The sequence below is a fragment of the Myroides albus genome, assembly GCF_009711045.1.
Classification (GTDB): domain Bacteria; phylum Bacteroidota; class Bacteroidia; order Flavobacteriales; family Flavobacteriaceae; genus Flavobacterium; species Flavobacterium album_A.
The window spans coordinates 82,460-106,423 of sequence record NZ_WMJX01000001.1; the positions used below are offsets into that span (position 1 = coordinate 82,460).

Genomic DNA, 23,964 nt, shown 5'->3' on the forward strand with positions numbered 1-23,964 from the left:
GTTTTTATTGCGTTATTTCTTTCTTGTTTTGTAAACAAAGAATGGCGTTTTTAAATGCTTGGCCAAATGTTGGGTAGTACTCTTTTGCAGAATACTTTCAAAGAATGATTTATTTCTTTGGATTGTAGCAACCATATCCACAGGTTGTTCGCTTTGTATAAACTCCAATATTGCCTTATCTGTATTATCTGAGGTGAAAATATGGAAACTGATAGGTCTATTTTCATAGCGTTTTTTCCATTTCTCATACACTTCATCGCAAGAAGTACAATTTTTTTGTTTAATGTGAACACATTTTATCTTCGCACCAAGGTTCTCTGCAGCTTGTACTAGTTCATCTAATGTATCTTGTTCTTCTTCGTTGAATAATGAAGTAAAGATTATATTATTAAGCTGTTTAAAAGTAGCCTCTTTCGGAACACTCAATACAGGTACTGTAACTTTTGAGATTGTATTCAACGTATTTGTACCTAAGAGTTTCTTGTGAAAACTTGCATTTCTTCCGTCTGTTCCCATGACTACAAAATCAATTTCGTGCTCCTCTATGGCGTTTAATATCTCTGGGATAAGTAAACCTTCCTTAACTTTAAAAAAGACTTCTACGTGGTCTAAATTTAATTCAGAACGCAAATTAATTAATATTGGGCTATTAGCATGTAATTGCTCCAGTTTTTCGAACTCATTTTTTTTGATCACATTGTCAACTAAATGAGGGCTGATATGGCCTGATATTACTGGTGGGTCATAGACATGCAATACATATAGCTCAGCATCTTTTTGATCAGCAAGTTGTAAAGCATACTTAAATGCGTTATTTGCCGTCTCAGAATAATCAGTAGGGAATAATATTTTTTTCATTTTCTAACACTTTCATACTGTCTACAATATACAAATAATTAATATGTAATGCAGTTTTTTCTTTGAAAAGTACAATGATAATTATCTAAATTTAATAGGAATAATATTTTGTACAGAAGTAAAATAATATTAGTATCTATAAGGGATTTCGGTGACTTCACTAATTAAATTTCCAGTTATTTTTCGGTAAGAAGCCTTGTCATTTTCCCCTAAAGGAGGTAGTGTTAAGTTGTTCTCTTTGGCTTGTTGCGAATAGTAATCTAATCTACTTTTAAACGATGGAGACACAATGTTGTAAATTGTAGTTTGTGCAACTGGTTTAATGACCATGGCTACCGTATATGCAATTATATCTTCTAAGTGAATCATATTGATAGGCATATCAGGGTTGTCTAAGAAGGCTTTCTTGCAGATGTATTCGACAGGTTTTCTATTATGGCCATACAATCCTCCTAAGCGAAGTACACAAGTTTTAAAATGAGAGTTGCTCATCAGCACTTGTTCAGCTGCTAAAATTTGTTGGGCAGTTGCTTCTTGTGAGTATTCTGTACACTGTTCTGTAATTGTTACTGAAGATGGGGCATAAACGGAAACTGAACTCATCATGATCACATTCTTGATTTGCTGTGTTTCTATTGGCTCAATGAGTTTCTTAAAGTTTAGTGCATAAGTTGGGGTATCTTCATTACGAAAGGGAGGGATGGTAATAATTAGCGTATCTATACCATTTAAGAAAGTATTTAGGACAGCGCTATAATCATCAGTGTATAAGTCTAATAGGTAAGGGTCAATACCTTGTTCTTCGAAGTATTTTAGCTTGTCCAATGAGGTAGTTGTACCTTTTACGGTGTATCCTTTTTCTATTAAATTTTGAGCTAAAGGCAGTCCTAACCAACCACACCCTAAAATACCTATGGTTTTCATATTCTTAATATTAGATTTAAATTTGTTATAAAAATAAGCATTTACTTTGTAGTGCTTGATTTATCTCAAGATATTTGAACATTGAAAAACACGAATAAAATGAACAAACTGTTATTATCAGTTCTTGGTTTTTTGACTATGACATTAAGTACAAATGTTGTAGCTCAAGAAAAAGAGAAACAATTGGTTATTGAGAATCGCTTAAATAACCCAAAACAGGTTGACAAACCTTATGTTATTTTGATTTCTATAGATGGGTTTAGACACGATTATATAGAAAAGTACAATGCCGAGTTTCTAAAGAGTTTAGGGGAACAAGGAGTAAGAGCAGAGTCTATGCTGCCTTCTTATCCTTCTGTAACTTTTCCAAACCATTATACGATTGTGACTGGATTATACCCAGCTCATCACGGACTTGTTGGAAACAATATTTATGATCCTAAAATGGATGCAAGATATTCGTTGGGCAATGCTAAAGCAGTTCGAAATAAAGATTGGTACGGAGGAACACCTCTATGGGTGTTAGCTGAACAACAAGAGATGTTATCTGCTTGTTATTATTGGCCAGGTTCTGAAGCTGATATTAAAGGTGTTTTACCATCGTATTACTACAAGTATTCTGAAAAAACTCCTATGCAGGATAGAATAGGCGAAGTTGTGAATTGGCTGAGCTTACCAGAGGATCAACGTCCACATTTCATCACTTTTTACTTGCCAGAAGTTGATCACGCAGGACACCGTTATGGACCAGATGCACCTGAAACAGAGGCAGCTGTTAAATTCGCTGACGAATCGATTAAACAGTTAGTATCCGAAGTAAGCAAAACAGGTCTTCCTGTTAACTATATTGTAGTTTCTGATCACGGTATGGTGGAATTGAACCAGAAGAAACTATTGAAGTTTCCAATCAAACTTACAGGTGAAGACTTTAAGATTACGAGAAACGGAACGTACGTGAGTGTATTTGTAAATGATAAATCTAAAATTGACTATTGGTACAACAAAATTTCATCAGCTGCCAATAAGAAGTATATGAAGGTGTATAAACACGATGAATTGCCAGAGTCATATAATTTTGGTGGAGAACACGATCGTTTTGGTAGAGTAGGAGATATTGTAGTTACAGCAGAGTCACCTTACTATTTTACAGATAGAAAACTTGCTGGTAGCCATGGATTCGATCCCAAAACAGTAAAAGAAATGCATGCTATTTTCTTGGCGTATGGACCGCAAATCAAATCAAATAAAGTAATTCCTTCATTCGAGAATGTGCATGTGTATCCTATCGTAACTGAAATTTTAGGTTTAGAAGTTACTGAAGATATAGATGGAAATACTGAAGTTGCAAAACAAGTATTGAAGTAAAATTTTTGATCATTAAAAAAGGCATATAGTCAATTGACTATATGCCTTTTTGTTTTAAAACTGATAACCAAAACCTAAGTTAAGGTATATGTTGTGCATGGAGAATGATATCGCATCGAAATCACTTCTAAGTACCCCATTGAATCCATAAGTAAGATCTGAGAATAGTTTGAAGTTTTTATTCAACGTCCATTCACCTCCTATTTGAGCTCCCCATTGAAACTTGCGAACTTCGTCCGAGAAGTCGTATTCTCCACGTTCCTCATCTTTAAAGTTGATTCTATCACCGACAGGAGAGTCTTTTCTAAAGGTTCCATCATAGACATAACCATCAAAGTTCTTGTCAATAAGACCTGAGAGATATACTCCCCCATAGATGTTCCATTTAGGCGTTATTCTATAGACTGCAGATATAGGAAATGTTATGTAAGTATTTCGAACATTTGTGCGTACTTTTCCATCATAGTATCCATTTAATTCTGTTCCTTCATAGAAAATACGAGTTTTGTAATCTTTTACTTCAGCTTTTGTTTTCATACCTTTTCCTTCAAATCGCAAGCCGATTCTTACCCCCCATTTTTGATCAACTGTAAGCCATTTAGTAGCATTCGCTTCCAAGCCTAATTGTAATGTTGGATTATAACTGTCAATCTTTCTAATTTCACGAGGTAATCCCAGAGGAGAGCTCCCTCCAATACTAAATTGAGCTCTTACTTGATAGTCCATATTGTGGATAAAGAAGTTTTCTTCTTTTGTGTTTTCTGTTACTTGAGCCGTAACATATAAGGGCATCAGAGCAACTAATATGATATATATATATTTCATTGTTTCAAATTTTTAGAATAGTTGTCATTAATTGTCTTCAAGAACAAGTTCAATCTCGTCAATCCAAAGTGTACTACCGATAGCACCTCTAAAGTCTGCTCCTTGGATACTGGAAGTGAATACAAGTGCAATCATATATTCTTTTGAAGGGTCAAAAGTTTTGTCATTAACATTTTTGAAATTTGCTTCAAATGGCGTCCATTGTTCAGTTTCTGGATAACTACCTTCCTCTATTCTCGCAACCATTACCATTTTCTCACTCTCAAAGTTATGAACACCATCCAAATAATTCTTGTCTGTTGTCTTTTCAAATAATATGGCATAAGCGTCCCATGTATCTCTATCTAAGTCTTTTAGAGCAAATTCATTTTTAGCTCCATAAAAATCACCTGCTTTATATTTGTAGAAGCCTTTTAATGTGATGGGCTTTCGATTGGTATTATAAGGTATACCAAATTTCGGTGACGCCGCTGGTACTGACATGTTTAAACTAAAAGTACCAGTAAATAAATTACCAGCTGCGATCCCTGGTGTTTTTATGAATCCAGTCATTTTGTGATCTAAACCAGTGAGAATGGTTGATAGCTTCGCCGCTTTGCCTTTGTATCCATCAAAATCTACAGCAGTGGGATATTGTGAAGGATTTGTTAGTTTTAATTTTCCAGCAGGCATTATTGAAAACCCTTGGTTCCCACTTGACCAAAGGGTGTTTACCTCATTTTTATCTGTATAGCTTATGAAATTAATATATACATCAGAAGCATACCTTTCATCGACGTCATACTCTTCTTGTAAAACCGCACTTCCTTTGTATAAAAGGTAGTCTTCTAAATTAAAGTAAGTTGGAAACTCACTAAGGATAAAATTCACATAATACGTTTTGGTCCAAGCATGGTCTTCAGAAGTAACAATATACTTCTGAGGTCCATTTGTAAAGTCCAAGCTGGTACCACTTTCAGGTTGGATGGTAGCTCCAGGAGAAAGTACAAATTCAGGGGCAAAAATATTGTCTTCTTTATTTTGTTTTAGTTGGAATATTATAATATCCTCATCTCCAACTTTTTTATTGTGATTGAGAAGTAGTACTTCTGCATCTGCTATTGTAGCCTCTAATATATAAGCTTGTTTGCTCGGTGCTTCATCTTTTATGCATGAGGATAATGTCACGCTTATCAGTAAGAATAAGCTAAACAATAAGTAGTTTTTTTTCATTGAATCGTCATTTACGTTAATTTACTTTTGTATTACTCTATCTAAATAGAAATTTAACTCACAAAGGTATACATCTATTAAAGAGTAGATAGTTTCCTTGAAAGTTGTTAATGATATGGTTTAAGTGTAAGGTGGGGATAAGAAAGTGTTCTTATAGGGCAACTAAAGATTGGATACATTGAATTGTATTTATCTTGATGATGGAAACTTTGTTATTTATGTATTATATAAATAAGCCGACCTGTTTAGAGTCGGCTTAATTTTATATTAAGTTTGATTAGATATAATTTCCACATTAGTTAAATACTGCAAAACCACTCTACTTTATTGTGTTAACAAGATCTCTAAGGTAACACTTTTGCAGATTTGAATTGCAACATTAGGTCTACTTGAAATTATTATCTTTTGTTTATGTCCCTATCGCATATTTTTGTTTTAAAACTGATAACCAAAACCTAAGTTAAGGTATATGTTGTGCATGGAGAATGATATCGCATCAAAGTCACTCTTAAGCACCCCATTGAATCCATAAGTAAGATCTCCGAATAGGAAGAAGTTCTTATTCATTTTCCATTCAGCTCCAATTTGTGTACCCCATTGAAATCTATTTACTTCATCTGAGAAGTCGTAATCAGCTTGTTTACCATCTTCAAAGATAAGTTTTTGACCAGTCGAATTACCTTGTCTTAAGTAACCATCATAAACATACCCATCAAAGGATCTGTCAATGGTAGCAGATAGATAGATACCTCCATATACTGTCCATTGAGTATCTACATTATAGGTAGCTAATATTGGAAAAGTTAAGTAAGTGTTTCTCACTTGTGTCTTTACATTACCAGTGAAGTTACCTTTTACTTGTGCTCCGTTATAATTGATCTGTGTAAGGTAATCTTTTACTTTCGCATCTGTTTTCATTCCTTTTCCTTCCACTCTTATACCTGTACGGATACCCCATTTTTGTTCCTCTGTAAACCATTTTGTGAAGTTAGCCTCCATTCCTAATTGTAACGTTGGATTATAACTTTTTATATCTCTTATTTCACGTGGTAGTCCCAGTGGAGTTGCTCCACCGATACTGAATTGTGAACGTATTTGTACCGTTGTATTTGTATTGAAGAAGTGTTGTCTTTTTACCTTTATTTCTTGTGAAAAAATAGGCAATGAAAGTGCACAGATTAATATCGTTGTTATATATTTAAAGTTCATGTGATCCTTTTTTTAGATTAGTTTTTAGGGTTCTCGTTTTCATCATTTGTCAAGATTTCAACCTCGTCAATATACAAAGTACTTCCAATGGCACCATTAAACAAACTACCTTCTTCACTCGAAGAGAAGACTAAAGCAAGTTTATATTTTTTGTTCTTTGGGTCATAGGTTTTTCCTTCTACATATTGGAATGGTACTTCGAATAAGGTCCAAGTACTTGTCTCTTTTTTCTGTGATTCAGGTACTCGTGCGATAGAGACGATCTTTTCATCTATAAAATCATGATCTCCATATAGCACATCTTCTGGACCTGCTTCAAACAAGATTGCATAGGCATCCCATCTATCTTCTTTGATTTTGTTTTTCTCTAAGTTATTAATTTGGAATTCCTCACCTCTTTTATACTTAAAGTATCCTCTAAGCATAATTGGTTCTTTAGTGAAGCTAACTCCAAATTTAGTTCCTTTTAATGGTTTAGATACCGCTATTGCTAAATCAAATTCTCCTAAGAATAAGTTACCTGCAGCAAGGGGACTTCCCATCATAGGACCTAAAGGTTCTGTTGATAATGTGGTAAGTTTTAGTCCATGTCCTACAAACCCATTAGATACAGCTGAAGTAGGAAAGTCACTTGGCTTTTTCGGATTGTCTGTATCTCCATCAGTCATCGCAAAACCAATGTTTCCACTAGCCCATTCGAAAGTTTCTTTTTCTTTTCCCGTATCTTCATCTATTCCGTTCTCATAGAATACGTGGTAGATATCTGCATTATAGAAACCACCAGCTTTCTCCTTGAATGTTTCAAATTGATATGCTGTTGATATTTCAGAGTTTACAAATTCTATAGTATAGTTTTTTTTGAAAGTAGCACTCTGTGAAGTTACTTCATAAGTCAAAGGCCCTTTACTAAAGTCTCTTACCGTTCCGCTTGCTGGTATAATTGTTGCTCCGTTTGTAAGTCGAAACTCTGGTGCTACTTTAGTTAAATCAAGTGATTTATATACGGTAAATGTCACTTTATCATTTGAAATAATAGGAGATGACAATATAAATTCCTCCGGAATAGTTGCTATTTCTATATCAGCCTCGTTATTTAATGCCTCATCTTTGATACAAGATGAAAAGGTTATCCCTATAAACGCGAGTAGGGGTATAAATAAGTAATTTAATCGCATAGGTTAATCATTTTATTAATTAGTAAATTATTATGTGTTATGTTTTGTTCGGTAAAAACCGAACTGCAAATTTACACAAACTATTTGATTGATTAATTGATTGCTAAATCACAGTGAATTGGAATCTTTAGCTTTTTTTGGTCTAAAAAGCTAAATAACAATTCGTTTTATTAGCGAATTGTTATTTTTAGGTGCGTTTTTTTAGAGTTTGACAGTGAAAATAACGCGAATGGCTTTTGAATAAAAAAAAAGCCTGAAGATAGTATCTTCAGGCTTATGCTATAGGGTATGAGATGAAAACTAAAATTGGTAACCAAATCCTAAATTGACGTAAATGCTATACATATTAAAAGTTATGGCATCAAAGTCTTTTTTGAATAAGGGATTTAACCCCCAGTTTAGATCGGCAAATAGGCGAAAATGTTCATTCATCTTGTATTCACCCCCAAATTCTAACCCCCATTGAAATCGGTTTAATTCATTCGAAAAATCGTAGTCACCTTTGGCACTTTCTTCGAAGACAATAGGCGTACCAACGGGTGTGCCCTCACGCATTACTCCGTCGTATACATAGCCTGTGAAGTCCTTATCTATCAATCCAGAAAAGTAGAAACCGCCATAGACATTCCAGCTATTTGTCGCCTTCCACGTTGCTAAGACTGGAAAAGTAACGTAAGAGTTCTTCATTGTGGTCTTCACATTTCCTGTAAAATATCCTTTAGTCTGTTTGCCTTCTTCTCCATCTATTTGGGTATAGTAGTTCTTTACATTTGCATCAGTTTTCATTCCTCTGCCTTCAAATCGCAAACCTGTTCTAATTCCCCATTTTTGGCTTTCTGAAAACCATTTTGTAGTTGTAAATTCCAGACCAAGTTGCAGAGTTGGATTATAGCTGTTTACCTCTCTGATCGATGCTGGCATTCCAAGTGGAGTACTTCCTCCAACACTGAATTGTGCCCTCAGTTGGTGGTCCATGTTTTCTTGGAAGAAGTTACGAAACTTCGAGGTAGTAGAAACCTCTGTATTCTCTTGAGCAAGGGCTGTAGTAGTACAGCAGCTTGCAACTAGCAGAACGGTATATAAAAGTATATTTTTCATCTTATTCGTCTTTGTCAAAAACCAATTCTATTTCATCTACCAGTAAGGTGCTTCCAATAGCCCCTGTGAAAAATGCTCCTTCTATACTCGAAGTCATGACTATAGTCAGCATGTAATCTCTTTGAGGGTCGTATGTCTTTCCAGGTAGTAATTCAAAAGGCACTTCAAACTCAGTCCAAGTGTTTGTCTCTTGTCTTAGTTCTTTTGGTATACGCGCAATGGCTATATTTCGAGGATCTTTAAAATTGTGATCTCCCGATAAGTAATTATTTTTCTTCTGCGTTTCAAAAATGATTGCGTAGATATCGAAGTCGTCTTTTTTATTTGGAACAGGTTTGAAATTCACATCTGTTACCACTTCACCAGCTTTATATTTATACACTCCACGGAGTGATTTGGGCATTTCTCCATTGTATGGCAGTCCAAATTTGGTTGATTTAACTGTATTTAGATAGTTTAGTTTAAATGTACCAATGAATAGATTACCCGCAGCGATTGGATTACCCGTTTTGGCTGCGAAATCAGCTGTGTAAACCGTTTGCATTTTTACGGCAAGTCCTCCGCGACGTCCAGGAGCAATTGTAGTTGGGTATCCTTCAGGGGGAGTAGATCCAGCTATTGTAGCATATCCCTCATTGCCACTGTCCCAATCCATTATTTTATCTCCATTGGATCCAATCTCAAAAAAGCGATAATACCTGTCTTTATCTGTTAGTTCAGCATTATTGAAGGTGTATAAGGTACTTAATTCGTCTGACGTGAAACTTATTGTATAATCTTTACGCCACTTTTTGTCTTGTGCAATAACAGTTACCTTTTGGCTGTTTCTAAAATCTCTTGTCAGGCCGTTTGGAGGATCTAACGTCGCATTAGGCGATACTATAAAAACAGGAGATTGATGTTCAAGGTCAATATTTGACTTGACTCTAAACTCCACTGTAGTATTCGTAATAATAGGTTCTGTCTTTAAGTATTCTGACGGAATGTATGCCTCTAAAATATCTGCATTTGTATCGAGTTCTTCCTCTTTAATACAACTAATTGTGATTATAGAAGATAGAAAAAGTAGACTAAGAGCGATTTTCCTAAACATAGTAAGTTGTTTTTATTACGATAGTGAATATACAAGTTTCTTGCCAATTTTTAGTTTTGTTTTATCACTTCCTGTGATGTCAAAGGTCATCAAGTCAGTGGAGAGTAGAGATAGAGTGTATCTGCCAAGGCTTTGAGGTATTGTAGGAGGACTTGTTATCGCTGTGTTCTAATATTGTTGACAGGGTTATCGCATAGTGGTCGGCTAAAAAAGGTAATAAATAAGCCGATCACAAGCCGACCAAAAGCCGACCACAAGCCGACCACCATTTAAAAGGATGCCTAAAAGGTGGATTTAAAATGCGGGTAATAGGTGGTTTTATGGCCTTTTTTGTGTGATAAAGGTGTCGTTTGCTTGAAGTTTAATGGTTGTGAAGAGGAGTGATACTCAAAGGGGGGACTTTGGGTAAGAGTTATAAACCTAAAAAGGGACTATCTCATTGTTTTTTGAGATAGTCCCTTTTTATTGACGTATAGTTCAGTAGGTTTACTTTAATTTTCTTGTTTCATAGAGATCCAGTCTTCTGTCTTTCTTGATTTGCACACTACCGTGTTCGTGTAATTCTTTTAGTAAATCAACGTCAACGTCAACAATCAATGTCATTTCAGTATTTGGAGTAGCCTCTGCTTTAACCCCATTAGTAGGGAAAGCGAAATCAGAAGGCGTAAACACAGCAGCTTGAGCAAACTGTATATCCATGTTGTTTACTTTAGGCAAGTTACCAACACATCCTGCAATAGCAACATAGCACTCATTCTCAATGGCTCTTGCAGCAGCACAACTGCGAACGCGTGAGTATCCATTTTGGGTATCGGTCAAGAATGGAACAAATAAGATATCCATACCTTGATCAGACATCAATCGCGATAATTCAGGGAACTCTACGTCATAACAAATCATAACGCCAATTTTTCCACAGTCGGTGTCGAAAGTCTGTATTTTCGAACCTCCTTGCATACCCCAATAGTGTACTTCGTTTGGCGTAATATGTATTTTTTGATACATTTCGTAGGATCCATCTCGCTTACATAAGAACCCTACGTTGTAAAGTGTTCCATCTACTAAGTGAGGCATACTACCCGTGATAATATTTATGTTGTAGGATATTGCAAATTCTTGAAACTTCTTGCGAATAGGCACAGTGTATCGGGCTAATTCTCGAATAGCCTCTGCTTCTGATAAGTGGTTGTAATCGGCCATTAGTGGAGCAGTAAATAGCTCAGGGAATAGCGCAAAGTCACTTTCGTAGTCAGATACTGCATTAATAAAGAATTCTGCTTGATCAAAAAATTCATCTAAGTCGTTTAGGGGACGCATTTGCCATTGAATTAATCCAAGTCGAATAACACTTTTTTTGGTGTTAATTAACTGAACATCTTTTTCATAGTAAATATTGTTCCATTCAAGTAGGACAGCGTATTCTTTAGAGCTAACATCACCTTCAAGATAGTTGCGCATTAACCTTACCATGTGGAAGTCGTTAGCCAATTGGAAAGACATCACAGGGTCGTGAATTTCTTTGGTTTTTACTTTCTCAAGATACTGCTTTGGAGTCATTTCTTCAGCGTATTTTGAATAGTTGGGAATACGACCAGCAAATACAATAGATTTTAAATTCAGCTGTTCACATAATTCTTTACGGGCGTCGTATAAACGTCTTCCCAAACGCAAACCTCTATATTTAGGGTGAATAAACACATCGATACCATAAAGTACATTTCCTTTAGGGTTGTGCGTATTGAAGGTAGAATATCCCGTAATTTGATCATAAGTGTGCGCAGACATCGCCTGCTTTTCATCAATAATTAAAGATAAAGCAGAACCTACCACGACATCATCTACTAAAATTACCAATTGACCTTCAGGAAAGACATTTAGCAAGTCAGCAATCTCCCCTTTATCCCAGTAAGGATCTTCCAATCCTTTGTAGGATTCCATCATCGAACGCTTCAATTCTATATAATCGTCAATCTGTAAATTTCTTAGTTCAACTTTATTAATTTGGTTTTCCATGATTTTTTGTTGCAATTTACAAAGATTTAAGGATAGGAAAAGGATAAATAATGTGAAAATTATACAAAATTTATAAAAAATGGTCTATTTTTTGCTTGTAATTACATAGCGAGAAACCAATATATTTAACCATGCTCGCAGATTTAAAACCAAAAAACTATGAGTTCATTAAAAAATCGAGTTCAATTAATTGGACGTATTGGGCAAGACCCAGAAATTAAGCGTTTTGAAAAAGATAGTATTAGGGCAACTTTTTCGATTGCTATTAATGAGGTGTATTACAATGAGAAGAACGAGAGGGTGGAGTCTACTCAATGGCACAATGTTGTAGCGTGGGGAAAAGTAGCTGAGATAGTTGAAAAATTTGCTTCAAAGGGTAGGGAAGTGGCTATTGAAGGCAAATTAGTTAATCGCACTTACACCGACAGTGAAGGCAATAAGAAATACATTACAGAAGTGGTAGTAGGAGAAATTTTACTCTTGGGTAGCAAGTAATTAGAGATTTGAAAGATAATTGATTTATTATAAAAACAATGATAAACTCTATCAACGGAGTTTACATTGTTTTTTTTTGTCAGATGTTTTTCGCACATCGATTGATTAGGATATATTGGAGTTTAGTCTCTGTGAAAAAGAATATAATCAATAGGCCTCATGGATACCGTATTGTTAGACGTTTAAAAAATAGTAACTTGCAGATTATTAAAAAGTAATTGACGTGGTTTCTATTTTAGTCATTGAAGATGATATTCGCGTAGCAGAGTTATTGCAACGCAGTCTGGAAGAACAACAGTATAAGGTTGATGTAGCCTATGATGGTTATATGGGGCGAAAATTGGCTTTACAGAGGGAGTACAGCTTGATTATCACAGACGTTATATTGCCCAAAATCAATGGCATTGATTTGTGTAAAGAACTAAAAAGAGAAATACCACAGGTTCCGATTATTATGCTTACGGCACTCGGTACGACTGATGATAAAGTCGAAGGATTTGATGCTGGTGCAGATGATTATTTAGTCAAGCCTTTTGAAATTAGAGAATTGTATGTTCGCATTCGAGCGCTTATTAAGCGCTTTGAAAATAACAATCCCACAAAATCGAATATTTTGCGTTATGCAGATATGGAGCTTGATTTGAATGAAAAGAAGTTTAAACGATCTGGTCAAGAAATTCACTTAACTCCCAAGGAGTTTAACCTTCTTCAATATATGATGGAGAATCCTGAACGCGTATTGTCCCGCAGCGAGATATCCGAGAAGGTTTGGGACACGCATTTCGATACAGGAACTAATTTTATCGATGTGTATATTAACTACTTGAGAAAAAAAGTAGAGATAGATACAGCAAATAAACTAATACATACTAAATCGGGTATGGGCTTTATTTTGAAACAGAATGAAAATTAAAACGAGGCTTACATTACTTTTTACTGTTTTAGTAGCGTCAATACTGCTTGTGTTCGCAGGGGTTATCTATTGGTCTTCTTCTCAGAATAGAGAAATTGAATTTTATGAAGAGCTCGAGAAAGAGGCAATTACAAAAGCTAAACTTTTTTTAGAGGCTAAAGTTAAGACTAACACCTTACACCGTATTTATTTGAATAATAGTCAGATTATCAACGAAGTTGAGGTGGCTATTTACAACAGTTCTTTTGAGTTGTTGTATCACGACGATGTCGAAATTGACCGTGTTAAAGAAACGGACGAAATGCTGACCTCTATTTTAAAGTTGAATCAATTGCACTTTATGCAAGATGATTGGCAGGTTATCGGCATGCTTTATAAGTACGATGGAAAAGATTATATCATTACTGCTACTGCCTTTGATGAATATGGATATACTAAGTTGCAAAACTTGTTTTATACCATCATTGTATTGACTATTGTCTCCTTACTCGTTATCGCTTCTTTGGGTACCTTTTTTGCGAGTAGAGCACTAATGCCAATAAAGAAGATGATCAGTGAGGTAAATAAGATAACAGCTACTAACTTGGACTTGAGGCTGAGCAATGAACAAAATAAAGATGAATTAGCTGCCTTGGCTAATACCTTTAATGAAATGCTGAATAGACTTGAAAGTTCCTTTGATAGTCAAAAGCAATTTGTTTCGAATATTTCTCATGAGTTGCGCACCCCTTTGGCTGCTATAATTGCTGAGTTAGACTTGGCATTGAATAAAGAGAATGAAAAAGAAGCGTATGTACAGACAATTCAAAATGCTTTAGCCGATGCCAAAAAGTTGGTAAAGTTATCTAATAGTTTATTGGACTTTGCTAAGGCGAGTTATGATCCTACTGAGATTGTCTTTAAGGAAGTTAGAATTGATGAAATTATTTTGGATGCTTGTCAAAAATTGCAGAAGTCAAATAGTACTTATAAGTTTAATTTCCTTATCGATGAATCTGTAGAGGAGGAGGAAATGATGATTGCTTCTGTAAATCCATATTTAATGGAGGTGGCGTTGATGAACCTTTTGGAGAATGCTTGTAAGTATTCTGATAATCATCACGGAACAGTGAGTTTGTTTAATATCAGAGGTCGTTTAGTGATTAAGATAGCTGATAAGGGGATTGGGATGAGCGCAGAAGATATAGAGAAGATTTTTAAACCTTTCTATAGAGGAGATAACGGCAAGTATTTGGAGGGAAATGGCATTGGACTTTCACTGACTAAGAAAGTGGTGGACTTGCACAAAGGAACTATTGCTGTTACTTCACAAGTAAATAAAGGAACCGAATTTGTAATCACTTTATAATTCAGTGGGCGTGTATTATTCGCTATTTAAAACGCATATCTTATTGTTATTTACTCCTTGAGTAGGCAAAAAACTGATTGGTTCAAACGGCTTTGTTTGAACGAGGGGCTCCTTCGAAATTTAGTCTAAAGATTACTAAGGGCACAAAGCGCATTTGTTGTTTTTTTGTGCCTTGACTCTTTTCTGTGAGAGTATTCTCCCTTGTGTTTTTTATCACTTTAAATAACGTAGAGGGTGATGATAGCACTTTTAAAATAGCAGTTTTTTATTTCGTTAAATTCAACTGCTGTAGTTGATCGTTGACTTATCTTGTCAATTGATTAGAATTTTACCTCCTCTGTTTTGGTAAACCAAAATACGCGATAGACATATAAATGAGAATAAAGTATACGAGAATAGGCCTGATTTAGTAATACAAGCATATAATAGTTTTGGTTGTACAGCTAATGAAGGGACTATGGAGTAGAATTGCTTTGCCGTATTTTGCTAATACAGATTTTGGGTTTATCCCTTTCGTTAATCTGGTGTATTGTCAACTTGTATATTGTCGAATGTGACTTAGACGATCAATTTTTCTGTTTTTCTAATAGAATTCTAATATTTTTCTAAAACCTTTCTAATAGCCTTCTCTAAAGGCTTCCTTTACTTTTGCCACATCAAAAAATAAGATATGGACACAGAATCCTTTATAGTTATTCATTGTTAAACCATCCTGCTTAGTTGCTCATAATACATGTGATTGCTCAGTAGGAGCAAAAAGTAAAAGTTATGGCAATTTCAGTATTTATTTTAAGATTATTACTTGCTTTCGCATTAGGTGCTTTGATCGGTGTAGAAAGACAAGTAAGACAGAAAAGCGCAGGATTGCGAACAAATACCTTAGTATGTATAGGTGCGGCTGGTTTTGTATTGATGTCTTATCAGATTGGGGGTACAGCTGTAGGGAGAGTAGCTTCTTATGTTGTTAGTGGAATAGGTTTTTTAGGAGCAGGTGTGATCATGAAAGACGGATTTAGCATTCGCGGTTTGAATACAGCAGCTACTATTTGGTGTTCTGCTTCTGTTGGTTCTATGTGTGGAGTAGGACTGTGGAAAGAAGCAATCGTCATGACGGTATTGATTGTGGGAGCCCACTTGTTATTGCGTCCTTTAGGATCAGTTATTAATAAGCTTTCTTTTGAGTCAGAAAGCGATTCGTCAGAAGTACACTACGAGATAATTGTGGGTTGTAAGGAAGAAGTAGAGAATGCTATACGCGTAATGGTCTTACAACAGCTAAAATCTCAAAAGGATTTGCAAATGCGCTCATTGAAAAGTTCAGATAATGGCAATCCAGCTTTCTCGTATTTAAAATTTGAGATTTACTGTATTGGAAGGAAAGATGAGGTATTAGAGCAAATTACGAAGAAAGTTTCCTTAGAGTTTGGAGTGTCTGAAGTTTCTTGGGAACTAACAACTTATTAACCGATTAAAAACAGAAATGCGATGAAAAAGACGACCCATGTACCAAGTAATCTGACCAAGTTGGCTAAAGATTTTCAAAGTATAGATCAAATGATGACAATGCTTCCCGTTTTGAAGAAAATGCCCATTATAGATATTAGTGAAGTGTTGTCTTTAATGGAGAATAAAGATCTATTTACTGTTTTATGTGAATTTCCCATTTCAGAGCAAGGAGAGATTTTTGCAGAATTTCCCTTAGTAAAACAACTTTCCTTTTTTCAACAAATAAGTAAAAAACGCTTTTCAAAAATATTCGAAGAAATGCCTTCTGATGCAAGAGCAGATTTGTTTCAAATCTTAACGCAACAAGAGCAGATTGACTTATTGCCTTTTTTAAACAAGCACATCAGAGAGAATGTTTTGGCTTTGAGTTCTTATCCAGCAGATACTGCAGGTGGGATAATGATCACTGATTTTGCTACTGTTTCGAGAGATATGTCTTGTTTTGAGGCCATACAAAAGGTGAGACAAGATGCCCCTTCCAAAAAGACTATTTACTATGTGTACGTCGTAGGAGAGGATCAGACTCTTGTAGGCTTTATTACTTTAAAAGATTTGATCATTGCTGAGCCAGATGTATTGGTCAATGATGAACTCCACACAGAGTTTGTCTTTGGTTATGTAGATGAATCAAGCGAATCAGTGGCGGCTAAGATTGATAAGTATGAGTTAGTTGCACTGCCTATTCTCAATAGTAAGAATCAACTTGTTGGAATAGTAACCCACGATGAGGCTATTGATGTAATACAAGCAGAACATACAGAAGATATGGAGCGCTTTATGGGAATTATCAGCAATAATGAAGAATTAGATTACAATCAGACAAGCATATTTGATCATTTTAAAAAGAGAGTATTCTGGTTGGTTACTTTGGCTATTGTAGGTATTATTTCTGGATTGATAATTCACAGTTATGAAGGAGCCTTAGCGCAGATGATGATTTTAGCCTTGTATATGCCTATGGTAGCTGATACAGGTGGGAATGCCGGAAGTCAATCTGCAACTGTGATCATTAGAGCTTTAGCATTAGGACAAGTTAATATGAAATCGTGGTTTGCTATCTTGTGGAAAGAAACGCGAATTGCATTAATGCTGTCTATTTGCTTAGGAGTATTGGCTTTTGCAAAGGTAGTTTTCTTGAGTTGGGAGACTGATATTCCAGCGGCATATTCGCTGGTAGCAATAGGTGGAGTTATTGCTTTAGCTCTTTCGTTACAAGTTATTTCTTCTACAATTATAGGGGCTGCACTGCCTTTGATAGTCAAGAAAGTAGGAGGTGATCCTGCTGTGGTAGCTAGTCCAGCTATAACGACAATTGTTGATATTTCAGGTTTGTTAATTTACTTCAGTATAGCAGCTACCTTTTTTAATCTAAAGTAGCACAGTTATTGTTATATAAAATATTAAGTATTTGAATTGAGAAAAAAGGATGAAAAAAATACGATTTAGAAGTGATTTGAGCCCAGAAGGGTAGAATAAATCTTTTTTTGTAGGAATTAAGAGTAATAAGTTTATATTAATTAACATAATAAGGCGTAAATTTATTGTTAATAATTAGGTTTTAAAATATAGTAAAAATTAAAATATTAAACATAATGGCTAAAAAAGTACAAATAGCAGGTGTTTTAGGCTTGAGCCTCTTATTGAGTTTTTGTTCAGATAAGAATGAGCAAAACGGTGAAACAGCCCAATATTTGGTGGAGAATAAGGTAATTTCTTTGACCGAAAACTCAAACTTGAAAAGTAGAATTAAAACAACTTCAGTAAGTGAGGAGGATTTTACTTTTGATTTAGTTACAGCAGGAATTGTCAAAGCAATTCCTAACCATTATGCAGAGATAGCTTCTCCGTTTTCTGGTAGAATAATTAAGTCTTTCGTGAAATTAGGACAGAAAGTAGCTGTAAACACTCCTTTGTTTGAGGTTACTTCTCCAGATTATTTCGATGCACAAAAAGATTACTTTGACTCTAAGCAAGAGTATAAGCAAGCTTCTTTAAATCTGAGAAGACAGGCTGACTTACTTGAGAATGGCGTAGGTGTTCGTCAAGAGTATGAAGAAGCAGAAACAGAAAATTCGATTGCCAAAGCTGCTTTTGACAATGCAACAGCAGCAATCAAGATTTACAATGTAGAGCCGACGAGTTTAGTTTTAGGCCAGCCTCTTATTGTTCGTTCTCCAATTGCTGGAGAGGTATTGGAGAATAATGTAGTTATCGGTCAATATATCAATGATGATTCAGAACCAGTAGTTAAAATTGCTTCTCTGAATAAGATTTGGATTGTTGGGAAGATTAAAGAGAAAGACATTAATCACTTAAACAAGCTAAATAAAGTTCAGGTAGAATTGTCTGCTTATCTAGATCAACCAATTGTAGGAACGATTTACCATATCAATGAGATTGTAGATGAGGAGACAAGAAGTATTGACGTACTTATTGAGGTGGAGAATGACAAGCGTATTCTAAAACCTGGAATGTATGTCAATGTGCGTTTTATTGATCAACCAGAAAAAGTAATCTTAGTTCCTTCTCGTTCAATTTTACAAGGTGAAGATGATTCTTTTGTTTTTGTGGCAGTATCAGAGCATAGCTATGTCCGCAAGAATGTGAAAATTGGCGGAGTATCAGGAGATAAAACAGTGATTTTATCAGGATTAGACAAAGGAGATAAAGTTGTAAGTGAAGGGGGAATTTACTTGCCACAACTTTAATAACTACAAAAGACACAGACAATGAAAAAAAACATAATAGACTTAGCTATTCACAAAAGATGGCTTGTTTCAGCTCTATTTGCACTGTTATGTATATTTGGATATTACTCTTGGAAACAGTTATCTATAGAAGCATATCCAGATATTGCAGATACGACATCGCAAGTAGTGACGCAAGTACCAGGATTGGCTGCAGAAGAAATAGAATTGCAAATTACTATTCCTGTAGAACGAGCATTGAATGGAATGCCAGGAATGCACGTAATGCGTAGTAACAGTACATTTGGATTGTCAATGATCACTTTAGTTTTTGAAGATGGGATTGATGATTATTTTGCAAGACAGCGTATACAAGAGCGCTTAAATGGACTTGACCTACCTTATGATGCAGTACCAGAGTTAGATCCTCTTACATCTCCTATTGGAGAGGTGTATCGCTATATTATTGAAGGTGATGGTTATAGCTTAAGAGAATTGACGGATTTGCAAAACTTCGTGATTATTCCCAAGTTGAATCAAGTACCTGGTGTAGCAGAAGTAACAAACTTTGGGGGTATTACAACTCAGTTTCAAATTGAATTAGACCCGCGCAAATTAGAGCAATATGATTTATCGTTAAGTGATGTCACTGAGACAATCGAGGAGAATAATGTCAATGCTGGAGGAAGTGTTTTAACAAGAGGAGATCTTGGCTATGTTGTCAGAGGAATCGGTTTGATTAAGGACCTTGAAGACTTAGGGAAGATAGTTGTAAAGGCAGAGAACGGTATTCCTGTATTCTTGAATGATTTAGGACAATTAAAATATGGTAATGTAGAGCGAAAAGGAGTCTTAGGGTATAGTGATCGCGAAAGAAATTACTCTGATAGTATTGAGGGGATTGTCCTGTTGTTGAAACACGAAAACCCATCAGTAGTTTTAGAAAAGATTCACCAATATGTTGATGAATTGAATAATGGACTATTGCCAGAAGGTGTTAAGATACATACATTTTTAGATAGAACTGATTTAGTTGATACTACTCTTAGCACTGTTTCAACGACTTTGATAGAGGGGATAAGTTTAGTAGTAATCGTTTTAATTGTATTTTTAGGTAGTTGGAGAGGTGCGTTATTAGTAGCGATTACAATTCCGGTGTCTTTGCTTTTCGCATTTATCATGATGCGCTTTACAGATATACCAGCAAACTTATTATCGCTTGGTGCAATTGACTTTGGTATTATAGTCGACGGTGCAATTGTAATGATGGAATCTATTCTGAAGAAGAGGGAGGACAATCCAGATGAAGAGCTGAAGGAAAAATCTATTGCGCAAAGAGCAAAAGAGGTTGCAAAGCCTGTATTCTTTGCTACAATTATCATTATTACAGCTTATTTACCGCTATTTGCCTTTGAGCGTGTGGAGAAAAAGCTTTTTACACCTATGGCATTTACAGTAGGGTATGCTTTAGCCGGAGCTTTATTGGTAGCTTTAATCTTAATACCAGGTTTGGCGTATGCTGTTTACCGTAAGCCGAGAAAAATCTACCACAACAAGTGGTTAGAAAAGCTAACGGGAATGTACCACAATCGCATCATTAAGATTGTGAATAAACCAAAGCAAGTTTTTGCTCCAATATTAGTGGTATTGGCGATTACAATTGGATTGACTATAAAGGTAGGTAAAGACTTCTTACCTCCGTTAGATGAAGGTTCTATATGGCTTCAGGTAACATTACCTCCAGGGATTTCACTGGAAAAATCAAAAGAGTTGAGTGATACGTTACGCGCACGTACGATGAAGTATGATGAAGTAACTTATGTCATGGTGCAGGCAGGTCGTAACGACGATGGAACAGATCCATTTACACCTTCACACTTCGAGTGTTCTGTGGGGATTAAACCTTACAAAGAATGGCCAAGAGGAAAGACTAAGGATGATTTAATTGAAGAATTATCAGCCGAGTATGAGAGTTTGCCTGGATTTACAGTAGGTTTTGCTCAGCCGATGATCGATGGTGTTATGGATAAAATATCAGGGGCTCACTCTGAATTGGTTGTAAAGGTTTTTGGAGAAGATTTCCACGAGACGCGCCGTATTGCAAATGAAGTTTTAGGAACATTGAGAACGGTAGATGGTGCAGTAGATTTAGCTATTGACCAAGAACCACCACTTCCACAGTTGCAGATTCACGCTAACAGAGATAAGATTGCACAGTATGGATTGAATGTATCTGACGTTGCAGAACTTATCGAAGTAGCTATTGGTGGAAAGGCTATCTCGCAAATATTTATTGGGAACAAGGTATATGATATCAGTGCGCGATATACAGAAGAAAGTAGAAATACACCTGAGAAGATTGCAAACTTAATGTTGACTTCAAGTACTGGTGCAAAGATTCCATTATCTCAAGTAGCAGAAGTGAAAACAAGTACAGGAGAAAGTACTATTACCCGTGAAATGAATAGACGTCACTTAACTGTGAAACTGAATGTCCGCAATAGAGATTTAGGATCCCTATTGAAGGAGGCACAGCAAAAGATAGAGGAGAATATCACTTATGATCACGAGAAGTTCCACATAGAATGGGGTGGGCAATTTGAAAATCAAAATCGTGCATATAGTCGTTTAGCTGTAATTGTTCCATTGACCTTGTGTTTGATGTTTGTCTTGTTGTATGGTGCTTTTGGACAGTTTAGACAGGCAGGATTATTAATGGTTGTTGTTCCACTGGCTCTTTTTGGAGGAATGCTTGCCTTGAATATACGAGGAATGTCTTTGAACGTTTCTTCAGCAGTTGGGTTTATTGCCTTGTTTGGTGTAGCAATTCAAAATGGGGTAATTATGATTTCTCACATCAATGACTTGAGAAGAAAGGGATTTGCTTTGTTAGATGCTGTATTGACAGGAGCAGAACAAAGGTTTAGACCAGTCTTAATGACTGCGACCGTTGCTATTTTGGGATTATTTCCAGCGTCTATGGCTACGGGAATCGGATCTGATGTGCAAAGACCATTGGCAACAGTAATTGTTTATGGATTGCTATTTGCGACTATATTAACGCTATTTGTGTTACCTGCGCTTTATTATTTAGTGGAACGCAAATGGGGGAAAGATAGTGATTTTGTAAAAAGTGAAGTAGAAGAAGAAAATTAGTCAGAAAATGAATAATTTAAAAAAATACATAGGAATAGGTTTAGTTATTCTTTGTAGTGGAAGTACACTGTATGCTCAGAACGGGCATACAGAGAACTCTGGAAACAAGAATGCGATTACTTATAAAGAGTTCTTGAGTAGAATGATAAGTAATAACCTAAGTTATACAGCAGAGCGATTCAATATTGATATTGCTGAGGCTGAGGTTCAAGCAGCAAAGGCTTTTCCCGATCCAGAGTTAAGTTTTGGATGGGCTGACAATCAGCAAAAGCGCATGCAAATGGGGTATGGCTTTGAGGCAGAGTTGTCTTGGGATTTGGAGCTCGGAGGTAAGCGAAAAGCGAGAAAGAATTTGGCACGCGATCAAAAAGTCTTGGCAGAATTAGAATTACAAGAGTTCTTTCATACGCTGAGAGCTGAATCTACGGTTACATTTCTTGAAGGCATGCAAAATAAGATGTTATTCGACATTCAACGAGATTCTTATTTGTCTATGCAACAAGTAGCTCAGTCAGATAGTATTCGTTATAGCTTGGGACAAATAAGCAAAGTAGATGCTATTCAAAGTAAATTAGAAGCCAAGTCAATGTGGAATGATTTACAAGATGCAGATGATACTTGGGAGAATAGCTTAGTGGAAATTAGAAATATTATCAGTGTCAATAGACATGATACAATTTACGTTCCTGAGGGGAGTTTTGATAAGTTTGCTCGATTATTTGACTTAGATGATTTAATCGTAACGGCTCAAAATAACCGTGCAGATTATTTGGTTGCAAGACAGAATAAGGTTGTAGCAGGTCGTCAAGTTGCCTTAGCAAGAGCTGAAAGAGCGATTGATTTGGGACTAAGTGTAGGAGTTGAAAACAATTCATTCGTAAAAAATGCTGTTGCTCCAACACCTGGTAATACTGTTGTAAAAGCGGGAATCTCTGTTCCTTTGAAGTTTTCAAATCGAAAAGAATCGGGGTTAAAGACTGCATTGTATGAAGAAAAACAAGCAGATCTGGAATACTTATCTATTGAGTTAGAGCTTGAAAAAGAGATTACACAGGCATATCGCAATTACTTGACAAAACAAAAACAGATTTACCGCTTTGAGAATGGGATGTTGCAAGAAGCTAAAGAAGTATTTGAGGGGATCAAGTATAGTTATCAGCGTGGTGCAAGTAGCTTATTAGAAGTATTAGACGCACAGCGTACCTATAATGAGATACAACAAGCTTATGCAGAAACGCTATTTGAGTACGCTTCAGCTTTAGTAGAGTTGGAGAAAGCAGTAGGTATTTGGGATATTGACTTTTAAGATGTGTATTATGAAAAAAATTATATTAGGATTATTCTTGTTTTCTGTTTCGTTGATATCAGCGCAAGATATCAATGAAGACCTTAAAGGAAGAACTACATTTGCTGTTAAGGCGGGATGGTTACAATCAACGCTGAAAGGCGATGACGTTGACTATTTAGCTGTAGATGGTAAAGTAGATGCCCGCAATAGCTTTTTTGCTGGTGTAAGTGTGGATAATAGTATTGGCAAACACTTTGGGTTAAAGCACGAGTTATTTTATCAAAATTACGGAGGTGAGTTTAAAAGAGAACTTGAAGATCACGTATTTGATGCTACGTTAGAAATGCATAGTTTGCGCTTGAACCCGATTAGTGCAGTATTTCAAGTTAAGGGATTGCAACTCTATGCAGGACCCTATGTGAATATGCTGTTGTATTCTTCTATTTCGGCAATAGATGAAAATGGAAAGAAGTACAAAGATCACGGCATATTTGGTAGTACAGAAGATGATCAAGAAGACAGTAAGTACTTGCAGAAGATGGATTATGGTATTGTTGCAGGATTGGAATACCAGTTTAAGTTTGGCTTGATTATCGGAGCACAGTTTACTCGTGGGTTTGCCTCAATATTTGATAATTCAAATACTTTTGGAGTAGAAGAAAATGAAGGAGCAAATGACTTTAAAATATATAATCAGAACTTTAACGTCTTTGTAGGTTATCGCTTTTAAGATGATTAGATTGTTGTAAAAGAGAAGCTAATGTGTTTTAGCTTCACTAAGATGTACAAAAAGCCTCAT

19 protein-coding genes are annotated in these 23,964 nt (G+C 35.7%); 10 read left to right on the top strand and 9 right to left on the bottom strand.

Annotated features, from left to right (window positions below):
• Nucleotides 1-12: 12 nt before the first annotated feature.
• Complete coding sequence (locus GJV76_RS00380) at nucleotides 13-858, bottom strand: universal stress protein (RefSeq protein ID WP_155090661.1); 846 nt, start codon at nucleotides 856-858, stop codon at nucleotides 13-15.
• A gap of 129 nt (nucleotides 859-987) precedes the next feature.
• On the bottom strand, nucleotides 988-1,782 hold the full coding sequence (locus tag GJV76_RS00385; protein WP_155090662.1) for an NAD(P)H-binding protein: 795 nt from the start codon (nucleotides 1,780-1,782) through the stop codon (nucleotides 988-990).
• 99 nt (nucleotides 1,783-1,881) lie between these two features.
• Here GJV76_RS00385 and GJV76_RS00390 point away from each other — a divergent pair, with 99 nt between their 5' ends.
• Nucleotides 1,882-3,147 (top strand): alkaline phosphatase family protein, encoded by a 1,266-nt coding sequence (locus tag GJV76_RS00390; protein ID WP_155090663.1) that lies wholly within the window; start codon nucleotides 1,882-1,884, stop codon nucleotides 3,145-3,147.
• 54 nt (nucleotides 3,148-3,201) lie between these two features.
• On the opposite strand, the gene GJV76_RS00395 is transcribed toward GJV76_RS00390, so the two are convergent.
• The 7 genes from GJV76_RS00395 to GJV76_RS00425 all read right to left on the bottom strand — a co-directional run bounded on the left by GJV76_RS00395 (nucleotide 3,202) and on the right by GJV76_RS00425 (nucleotide 11,772).
• Nucleotides 3,202-3,972, bottom strand: a complete 771-nt coding sequence (locus GJV76_RS00395) for a porin family protein (RefSeq protein WP_155090664.1) — start codon at nucleotides 3,970-3,972, stop codon at nucleotides 3,202-3,204.
• A 27-nt stretch (nucleotides 3,973-3,999) separates the two neighbouring features.
• A complete protein-coding gene (locus GJV76_RS00400; protein WP_155090665.1) occupies nucleotides 4,000-5,184 on the bottom strand; it encodes a PCMD domain-containing protein in 1,185 nt (394 codons plus the stop codon).
• A gap of 435 nt (nucleotides 5,185-5,619) precedes the next feature.
• Nucleotides 5,620-6,393 carry a porin family protein gene (locus GJV76_RS00405; RefSeq protein ID WP_155090666.1) on the bottom strand — a complete coding sequence of 258 codons (774 nt, stop codon included), beginning with the start codon at nucleotides 6,391-6,393 and terminating at the stop codon, nucleotides 5,620-5,622.
• Between the two features lie 17 nt (nucleotides 6,394-6,410).
• Nucleotides 6,411-7,568 carry a PCMD domain-containing protein gene (locus GJV76_RS00410; RefSeq protein WP_155090667.1) on the bottom strand — a complete coding sequence of 386 codons (1,158 nt, stop codon included), beginning with the start codon at nucleotides 7,566-7,568 and terminating at the stop codon, nucleotides 6,411-6,413.
• A gap of 300 nt (nucleotides 7,569-7,868) precedes the next feature.
• Nucleotides 7,869-8,666, bottom strand: a complete 798-nt coding sequence (locus GJV76_RS00415; RefSeq protein WP_155090668.1) for a porin family protein — start codon at nucleotides 8,664-8,666, stop codon at nucleotides 7,869-7,871.
• A gap of 1 nt (nucleotide 8,667) precedes the next feature.
• Complete coding sequence (locus tag GJV76_RS00420; protein WP_155090669.1) at nucleotides 8,668-9,759, bottom strand: PCMD domain-containing protein; 1,092 nt, start codon at nucleotides 9,757-9,759, stop codon at nucleotides 8,668-8,670.
• Nucleotides 9,760-10,245: 486 nt separating this feature from the next.
• The gene (locus GJV76_RS00425) at nucleotides 10,246-11,772 is read right to left on the bottom strand and encodes a bifunctional GNAT family N-acetyltransferase/carbon-nitrogen hydrolase family protein (RefSeq protein WP_155090670.1); all 1,527 of its coding nucleotides are present in this window, start codon (nucleotides 11,770-11,772) and stop codon (nucleotides 10,246-10,248) included.
• Between the two features lie 159 nt (nucleotides 11,773-11,931).
• Here GJV76_RS00425 and GJV76_RS00430 point away from each other — a divergent pair, with 159 nt between their 5' ends.
• The 9 genes from GJV76_RS00430 (at nucleotide 11,932) to GJV76_RS00470 (ending at nucleotide 23,895) form a co-directional block, all read left to right on the top strand.
• Nucleotides 11,932-12,267, top strand: coding sequence for a single-stranded DNA-binding protein (locus GJV76_RS00430; protein WP_155090671.1), 336 nt, complete (start codon nucleotides 11,932-11,934; stop codon nucleotides 12,265-12,267).
• A gap of 223 nt (nucleotides 12,268-12,490) precedes the next feature.
• The gene (locus tag GJV76_RS00435; protein ID WP_160339247.1) at nucleotides 12,491-13,180 is read left to right on the top strand and encodes a response regulator transcription factor; all 690 of its coding nucleotides are present in this window, start codon (nucleotides 12,491-12,493) and stop codon (nucleotides 13,178-13,180) included.
• Nucleotides 13,170-14,528 carry a sensor histidine kinase gene (locus GJV76_RS00440; protein ID WP_155090672.1) on the top strand — a complete coding sequence of 453 codons (1,359 nt, stop codon included), beginning with the start codon at nucleotides 13,170-13,172 and terminating at the stop codon, nucleotides 14,526-14,528. Before GJV76_RS00435 ends, GJV76_RS00440 begins: the two co-directional genes overlap by 11 nt.
• A gap of 768 nt (nucleotides 14,529-15,296) precedes the next feature.
• The gene (locus GJV76_RS00445) at nucleotides 15,297-15,992 is read left to right on the top strand and encodes an MgtC/SapB family protein (protein ID WP_155090673.1); all 696 of its coding nucleotides are present in this window, start codon (nucleotides 15,297-15,299) and stop codon (nucleotides 15,990-15,992) included.
• Nucleotides 15,993-16,013: 21 nt separating this feature from the next.
• A complete protein-coding gene (gene mgtE / locus GJV76_RS00450; protein WP_155090674.1) occupies nucleotides 16,014-17,411 on the top strand; it encodes a magnesium transporter in 1,398 nt (465 codons plus the stop codon).
• 215 nt (nucleotides 17,412-17,626) lie between these two features.
• Nucleotides 17,627-18,742 carry an efflux RND transporter periplasmic adaptor subunit gene (locus tag GJV76_RS00455; protein ID WP_155090675.1) on the top strand — a complete coding sequence of 372 codons (1,116 nt, stop codon included), beginning with the start codon at nucleotides 17,627-17,629 and terminating at the stop codon, nucleotides 18,740-18,742.
• 21 nt (nucleotides 18,743-18,763) lie between these two features.
• Nucleotides 18,764-21,877 (top strand): efflux RND transporter permease subunit, encoded by a 3,114-nt coding sequence (locus GJV76_RS00460; RefSeq protein WP_155090676.1) that lies wholly within the window; start codon nucleotides 18,764-18,766, stop codon nucleotides 21,875-21,877.
• Between the two features lie 7 nt (nucleotides 21,878-21,884).
• The gene (locus GJV76_RS00465) at nucleotides 21,885-23,183 is read left to right on the top strand and encodes a TolC family protein (RefSeq protein ID WP_155090677.1); all 1,299 of its coding nucleotides are present in this window, start codon (nucleotides 21,885-21,887) and stop codon (nucleotides 23,181-23,183) included.
• A 10-nt stretch (nucleotides 23,184-23,193) separates the two neighbouring features.
• A complete protein-coding gene (locus GJV76_RS00470; RefSeq protein ID WP_155090678.1) occupies nucleotides 23,194-23,895 on the top strand; it encodes an outer membrane beta-barrel protein in 702 nt (233 codons plus the stop codon).
• Nucleotides 23,896-23,964 lie beyond the last annotated feature (69 nt).